This window comes from Aeromonas finlandensis, from assembly GCF_000764645.1.
In the GTDB taxonomy this organism is placed as follows: domain Bacteria; phylum Pseudomonadota; class Gammaproteobacteria; order Enterobacterales; family Aeromonadaceae; genus Aeromonas; species Aeromonas finlandensis.
Window position 1 is genome coordinate 1 of record NZ_JRGK01000314.1, and the last position, 7,625, is coordinate 7,625.

The following is a 7,625-nucleotide window of genomic DNA, read 5'->3' on the forward strand; positions in this document are numbered from 1 at the left end:
CTGCTCGAGCACCTTGACCCCCTGCTTGTCGATAGCAGTAAAGGGCTCATCCAGGATCCAGAGCGCCGGTTTTTGTGACAGCCAGAGTCTGGCCAGGGCCACGCGGCGTTGCTGACCGGCAGAGAGCTGGCCGGTCGGGTTTTCTTCAAAACCAGCCAGCCCCACCCGGGCCAATATCTGCCACAAGTCGATCTCTGTTTGTTGCGGATGATGCAACTGCTGGTAGAACTTCAGGTTTTCAAAAGGAGTCAGCGCCGCTTTGACACCGGGCTGATGACCGAGATAGAGCAGATTGGCATGATACTCATCACGACAGTGACGAATATTCTCTCCATTCCAGCACACCTCTCCGGCAAACGACTGAGACAGCCCGGTCAACAACCGCAACAGACTGGTCTTGCCGACACCGTTGGGCCCTTCGATTTGTACCAGATCGCCGGGAGCAACCGTAAAGGAGAGATGTTCAAACAGAGTGCGATCTTCACGCACGCAGCTCAGATTGTTAACTTGAAGCAGCATGAGGATGTTATCAGATGAAAAGAAGCGGCCTGCATCTTAACACAGTATTGGAATACGTCTTTTCCAAGATGCCCACCATCCACTGGTTTTGTGGCGAAGATCGCGCATCAGCCAAGATGACATGAAGAAATAAACGACAATCGAAAGTTTCCAAACGAATTAAACTGCCAGAAACCTGATAATTGAACAAAAGTGCATAACTATTCTTCTCCGTCACCACACATCGCTCGAGGAGAGGAGTGTGTGTATCACTGATGAAGAAGAGAGAAACAATTTGGGAAGGCCATTGCCTTCCCAAATCATTAAGAACGCCCTTTTCGTAATGAGATCAAGAGCTCGGCCTCTGCCTTTGGCAACTCGCACTCACTCATGACTTCATCGAGATCTGCGCCCAATTCGACCATCTTGGCCGCTCGACTGTAGAGCCTGCGTTCGGGATCCTGCATAGTCAGCTCTTGCTGGCGATCATTGACCTGCTGCATCGCCCCTTCGACCGACTGCAGACGCTGCCCCATGCCAATGGCACCGGTATGGAGCTCCATCATCTGCTTGCGCAAACTTTCCAACTGACCTTGCAGCGTTGCCACACTGGCCTCGGACTCCTGTTTGCTTCGCTTGCTCTTGAACCAGATATAAGAAGCAAACGCCAAGGCAATCAGAGACACCCCCAAGGCAACCATCTCGATTATCAAAACATCACCTTACCTATCAGAGGGAACCGATATCTTCCCACTCTTCATCGGAGAGCAGCTTGTTCAAGTCAACCAGGATCAGCAGTTGACCATCACGGTTGCTGACCCCCTGAATGAACTTGGCGCTCTCTTCAGTACCGACCGCAGGTGCCGCATCGATCTCGGAAGAACGCAGATAAACCACTTCCGCCACGCTATCGACCATGATGCCGATCACCTGTTTCTCGGCCTCGATAATCACGATCCGGGAGTTTTCACTCACATCACCGGAAGGCAGACCGAAACGGGAACGGGTATCGATGACAGTCACCACATTGCCACGCAGGTTGATGATCCCCAATACGTACTCAGGCGCACCCGGCACCGGCGCAATTTCGGTGTAGCGCAACACCTCCTGAACCTGCATCACATTGATGCCGTAGGTTTCGTTTTCCAGTTGGAAGGTTACCCATTGCAGCACTTCATCTTCGGCCAGATTCTGTGCAATATTGCGCTTTTCTGTCATGTTTTTATTCCTTTTATGAAAACGTCTACTGCTAAAACTAGCAATAAAACCGCTCGATTGCAGAAGTTATCAGCGACCTTCTATGTTAACCCCACGCTCCAGCAACAGGAGCAGCTCGCGAACGTGTAACAGGGCACACATTTTTTCTTTGACCATGCCCGCCAACCAAGGGCGCTTGCCCTCCTGATGACGCCACTTAACCTGATCACGGTGTAACAATTCAGTCCCTTTGAGATGGTGGCAGGCTAATCCCCAAGGCGATTCACCAAGCATAATCAGATATTTGTAATCATCCATCTCCAGATGCTGACCCGGCATGACCCATTGGGCAGTATCGACCACATTCATCTTCTGCTCGCGGGAGGTCATGATCCCCTTGTACCAGCCCGGCTGGCCAAACAGGGAGGTGATCTCCCCCAGCTGATGAATACCGCCAAGCTCGGTCAACGGCACAGCAAAAGTCACGCCCGCGACTTCAAAAAAGAGGGCCTGAAACTCTTTGCCGGTATCGATATTTTCCCAGGCGACCGGTTTACTGGCTTCTACCGGAGCAACCTCCAGCGCCGTCTCGGTCAGGATGGTAGTATGGGGCTCCGCAACCTCGGGGAGCAGAACCTCTGCAGGCCATTCAGGCTCAACCGGCAACAGCGACTCTTCCGCCACAATCTCCAGCGGTGCTGTGAGTGTCACTTCCTGCGTGAAGGCATCATTTTCAAACTGGACTTGCCCTACTTGGGCCAGTAATTCACCAAGCTGGGCAAGCCGTGGATCACTTTCGAGGTAAGGTGCTGCGACCACCTCGGGGATGCTCTGAGGCTGACGTTGCAACTGCAGAACAGGGGCTGATTGAACCTCTTCCACCTCATCCAGCACCAGCGGCTCATCGAGCAGCAGGGAGTGGAAATAGTCATCCATCGCCCGTACTTGAATGGTATCTCTCATGCCGTCACCTCATGAACCCGTTGCCGCTCAAGGGCATCAAGATGGTTGAGCAGCGTTTCGTATGCATAGGTTCCACGACTCCCGGGAGAATAGATAGACGGGGGGATATGCAGCAAGCTGGCATCCCGAAACTTGGTGTCAATGGGGATCACCGCATTCCAAACTGAATCGCCATATTGATCCTTGATCGATTTCAAGGTCATCAGAGAAGCACGGGTGCGCTTGTCGAACATGGTCGGGATCACGGTATAGCGAAACTTGTCACGCTTGGAACGCTGCATGATCTCGAATGTTTTCATCATTCGCTCCAACCCCTTGAGGGCCAGAAATTCGGTCTGGACAGGCACCAGAATGCGATCGCAGGCGGCCAGCGCGTTGACCATCATGACCCCCAGCACTGGCGGGCAATCGATCAGTACATAATCATATTGCTCCTGAATGCGCAGCAGTGCCCGCTTCAGTACCAGTCCCATCCCCTCACGATTGCCCATCACTCGATCAAGGGTCGCCAAGGTAATAGACGCGGGTAGTAAATTGATATTCTCGAACTTGGTCTTGAGCGTCAGTTTATTGACAAGCTCTGCTGTCGGTTTGACAGCTTGAAACAACTCATAGAGGGTTCCATCCAGACGATCTGAATCAAAATCAAGATATGCAGTCAGCGAAGCATGAGGATCGGTGTCAATCAACAGCACCCGCTGGCCACGCTGGGCCAGGATCCCCGCAAGCGAGACCACTGTGGTGGTTTTACCCACACCACCTTTCTGGTTGGCAACCGTCCAAACAATCACTGTATTAATCCTGCCTTGTTGTTATGCGTATGCCACCACCGGGCAAGGTGATCACCTTTATCTCTCCTGCATCCACCGCCTGCTGCACAGCAGGAACCGGCTTGGCAACCACCGGGGGCGTTGCAACCACAGGTGCTGGCGGCACCCAGGCAAATTTGGAGATAGCGACCACAACCTTGCGATTCTGCAATCTGCCCTGTTCGCTGCTGTTGTCAGCAAAGGGGGAAAACTCGCCATATGCCTCGAACGCCAGACGCTGGGGGGCGATACCATCGGCAATCAAGCCATTGAGTACCGCTTCGGCCCGAGCGGCAGAGAGCGCCCAGTTAGAACGATAAATTTCATTATTTATCTGCTGGTTATCGGTATAACCCCGAACCCTTACATAGTTATCGACCGGTTTGAGAATACTTGAAAGAGTATTAATAACCGGAGCAGCGTTTGGTCCCATAAAGGCGCTGCCGCTGCCAAACAACAAGCCGGAACTGAGTTCAACAGTCAGCCAGTTTTCGTCTTGCGTCAGTTTGATGATGCCGGCATCCACCAGCGATCCCATGCTCTGTTGCAACTGCATATCGAGTTTCGCAAGTGTCGTGCCATCTTGCAGCACTGGCACACCAGAAATGGGAGCAAGTGAAGGAGAGGGTGATGCTGCACTTTCCAGCAACGATGGGGATGCAGAGACCGCATTATCCAGCAGGGAATTACCCTGGCCGTCGAGCAAACCATCACTACGAGGTTGAATGACGCTGAATGCTTGGCTCATGCCATCAATCACCGCGCGATACTTGTCCTTGTTCACCAGCGCTACAGAGTAGAGCACAACGAACAGGGCAAAAATCAGCGTCATATAATCGGCATAGGAGACCAACCAGCGATCAAGATGCTCGCGACCCTGCAAGTGCAACCGATAGCGCTTGCGCATGGCTATTCTCCCTTCAAATAGGCCCTGAGCCGACGTTCAACCTGTAACCCATTCTCTCCATGCGCAATCGCAATCAGTCCTTCCAGAGTCATCTCCTGAAAAAGCGCATAATGATAATGAAAAGCACGCAACCGGTTTGCGATTGGCAGATAGATGAGGTTGGCAAAACCCACACCGTAAATTGTCGCTACAAATGCAACGGCAATACCAGCGCCCAAGGCGGCGGGGTCCTCAAGGTGAAACATGGCCTGGATCAAGCCCAGAACGGCACCGATGATCCCGATGGTCGGACTGTATCCCCCCATGGATTCAAATACCCTGGCGGCATGTTCATTGCGCTCTTGCTCGATATCGATGTCAGCTTCCAGCAGCATACGGATATCCTCTGTGGATACCCCATCGACAATCATGCCGAGCCCTTGCCGAGTAAAGTTGTCTTCCTCCTGCTCAGCCTGATTTTCAAGGGCCAGCAGCCCTTGCTGGCGCGCAAAGACGGCCCATGACTGCAACCGTTCAGCCTGCGTGGAGAGATCTTGCCGGGGAGGGGTAAGAATCCAGAGCAACTGACGCAACGCCAGCAGAATGTACTTGGCAGGGGTCTGCAATGTGACGGCACCGACAGTACCGCCCAGCACGATCAGAAAAGCGGGCCCGTCCACCAGAGTCAACAGGGAGCCACCATGCCACAGCTGGGCAATAGCAATAGCCCCCAGAGCCAGGAGCAGACCGAGCAAGCCCATGATTAGCGCCCCAACTCAACCAGAATACGCTGGGCCACCTTGTCCAGAGGGAGTGATTCACTGGCTATGCCCGCCTTAGCTACCGCCTGAGGCATGCCATATACCACGCAGGAAGCTTCATCCTGAGCCCAGATGGTAGAGCCCTGCTCTTTCAGTAATCGAGCCCCATCTCGCCCATCGGCACCCATACCGGTCAATACGATTGCAAGCACCTTATCGGCATAGGTCTTGGCTGCCGAGGCAAAGGTGATATCCACACAAGGCTTGTAATTTACCTTGTCATTGCCATCAATAATCCGTATGCGGGCACCCGCTCCACGCCCTTCCAGCAGCATCTGTTTGCCACCGGGAGCCAGGTAGGCATGACCCGGCTTGAGCACATCGCCATCTTCCGCTTCCTTGACGCCAATCTGGCATAACCCGTTGAGACGGGCGGCAAACGCGGCAGTGAAGGTGGCAGGCATATGCTGGATAAGCAAGATTGGATGGGGAAAATCCCCCGGTAATTTGGTCAACACATTTTGTAGAGCGACGGGCCCACCGGTAGAGGTACCGATCGCCACTAGCTGATAGGTCTTGCCGCTGCGCTTGAATGAGGTACTTGGGACAGCGCGTTGCAGTTCAGGCTGACGCTCCAAAGTTCTAGGCGTTGTGTTGCCCAGCGGAGCACGAGCAACCGGTTCAGGTGCTTTGGAGCGGGCCGCAGACGTCATAAGGAAGCGCTTGCGGGAAATCTCCTTCACCCGCTGTTGCAACAGTCTAACCGCTTCGTCCTTGTCTCTGGCAATGTCTTCAAACTTCTTGGGCAAGAAGTCGAGGGCACCGGCGTCCAGTGCATCCAGCGTAGCCTTGGCACCTTCATGGGTCAGGGAGGAGAACATCAGAATGGGCGTTGGGCACTTGGCCATGATCTCACGCACCGCACTGATGCCATCCATCACGGGCATCTCGATGTCCATGGTGATCACATCGGGGCGCAGCGACATCGCCTTGTCCACCGCTTCACGTCCATTCTGGGCCGTATCAATCACCGTCAGCATGGGATCCTGATTGATGATCTCGCTCACACGACGGCGAAAGAAGCTCGAATCGTCGACAACTAATACCTTGACTGCCATTGTTGTTTTTCTAACTCCTTGGGTCTGAGCTATTAATGTCTACGCGCATATGCTTTGAGCAGACTCGGCACATCCAAAATAAGAGCAATTCCGCCATCACTGGTAATCGTCGCCCCGGCCATGCCTGGCGTACCTTGCAGCAGGTTATCGAGTGGCTTTATCACCACCTCCTCCTGACCAATCAGGCTGTCTACCACAAACCCGATTTGCTGAGTGCCAATCTGCACGATCACCACATGCCCGGAATCCTGACGGGAACGCTTGTTGGAGCCACGGATCAGCCATTTGTGCAGATAGAAGAGCGGTATCGCCTTCTCGCGCACAATAATCGTGAGCTGACCATCAACCATATTGGCCTTTTTCAGATCCAGATGGAAAATTTCGTTCACACAACCAAGGGGCAACGCAAAAGTCTGTTCACCCACTTCCACCATCAAGGTCGGCAGAATAGCCAGTGTCAACGGAACCTTGATTTCGAGACGGGTACCTTTCCCCCAAGTAGAATCGATATGCACCGAGCCATTGAGGCTGACAATGCTGGTTTTGACCACATCCATCCCGACACCACGACCAGAGATGTCTGAGATCTCAGCCTTGGTCGAGAAGCCAGGTGCAAAGATCAGGTTGTAAGCATCATTGTCACTCATGCGGGCAGCGGTATCCGCATCAAGCACACCACGATTGATGGCAATAGACTTGAGCTTCTCAGGATCCATACCTGCACCATCATCTTCGATGCAAAGCAGAATATGATCACCCTGTTGGGAAGCACTCAACGTAATCGTACCTTGACGCGGCTTACCTGCTTTCTCTCGCACATCAGGCATTTCTACCCCATGATCGCAAGAATTGCGGACAAGGTGAACCAGAGGATCGGCGAGCGCTTCCACCAGGTTTTTATCGAGATCGGTCTCTTCTCCCACCATCACCAGCTCAATCTCTTTCTTGAGGGTTCGGGCCAGATCACGCACAACACGAGGGAAACGGCCAAACACCTTTTTGATTGGCTGCATGCGGGTCTTCATCACCGCACCTTGCAGGTCAGCCGTTACTACATCCAGATTGGCAACCGCTTTTGACATTTCTTCATCGTTGCTGGCAATACCCAAGCTCACCAGCCGGTTACGCACCAGTACCAACTCACCCACCATATTCATGATGACATCGAGGGTCTTGGTATCCACCCGAACTGTCGTATCGCTTTGAACTGCACTGTTTTCTGCCGGTGCTGGCACTGCTTTGGCGGCAGGAGCTGGTGCCTTGGCTGCTTCGGCGGGTTTTGCGGGTGCAACTGGGGCGGGTTTAGTTACAGGGACAGCCGGTTTAGGCGGAGTCGCCGCGGCAGGTGCGGCAGGTGCGGCAGGTGCGGCAGGTGCGGCAGGTGCGGCAGGTG

The 7,625-nt window shown here is 53.6% G+C and carries 9 protein-coding genes; all 9 read right to left on the reverse strand.

The window, feature by feature from the left end; genetic code table 11:
- The coding region (gene ccmA / locus LD28_RS0119630; RefSeq protein WP_033138594.1) for a cytochrome c biogenesis heme-transporting ATPase CcmA at positions 1-519 on the reverse strand (519 nt) is incomplete at its 3' end.
- A gap of 302 nt (positions 520-821) precedes the next feature.
- Entirely contained in the window at positions 822-1,199 is a 378-nt protein-coding gene (locus tag LD28_RS0119635) for a DUF2802 domain-containing protein (RefSeq protein WP_033138599.1), read from the reverse strand.
- A gap of 28 nt (positions 1,200-1,227) precedes the next feature.
- Complete coding sequence (locus LD28_RS0119640) at positions 1,228-1,716, reverse strand: chemotaxis protein CheW (protein WP_005298836.1); 489 nt, start codon at positions 1,714-1,716, stop codon at positions 1,228-1,230.
- Positions 1,717-1,785: 69 nt separating this feature from the next.
- Entirely contained in the window at positions 1,786-2,658 is an 873-nt protein-coding gene (locus LD28_RS0119645) for a chemotaxis protein CheW (protein ID WP_033138595.1), read from the reverse strand.
- The gene (locus LD28_RS0119650; RefSeq protein WP_005353663.1) at positions 2,655-3,449 is read right to left on the reverse strand and encodes a ParA family protein; all 795 of its coding nucleotides are present in this window, start codon (positions 3,447-3,449) and stop codon (positions 2,655-2,657) included. The genes LD28_RS0119645 and LD28_RS0119650 overlap by 4 nt, the downstream gene beginning before the upstream one ends.
- Positions 3,450-3,453: 4 nt before the next feature.
- Complete coding sequence (locus tag LD28_RS0119655; RefSeq protein ID WP_033138596.1) at positions 3,454-4,374, reverse strand: flagellar motor protein MotB; 921 nt, start codon at positions 4,372-4,374, stop codon at positions 3,454-3,456.
- Between the two features lie 2 nt (positions 4,375-4,376).
- Positions 4,377-5,114 (reverse strand): flagellar motor protein, encoded by a 738-nt coding sequence (locus LD28_RS0119660; RefSeq protein ID WP_033138597.1) that lies wholly within the window; start codon positions 5,112-5,114, stop codon positions 4,377-4,379.
- 2 nt (positions 5,115-5,116) lie between these two features.
- Entirely contained in the window at positions 5,117-6,232 is a 1,116-nt protein-coding gene (locus tag LD28_RS0119665; protein WP_033138598.1) for a protein-glutamate methylesterase/protein-glutamine glutaminase, read from the reverse strand.
- A gap of 32 nt (positions 6,233-6,264) precedes the next feature.
- Positions 6,265-7,625 (reverse strand): chemotaxis protein CheA (locus LD28_RS0119670; RefSeq protein ID WP_033138600.1); only part of this gene is annotated, 1,361 nt, incomplete at its 5' end.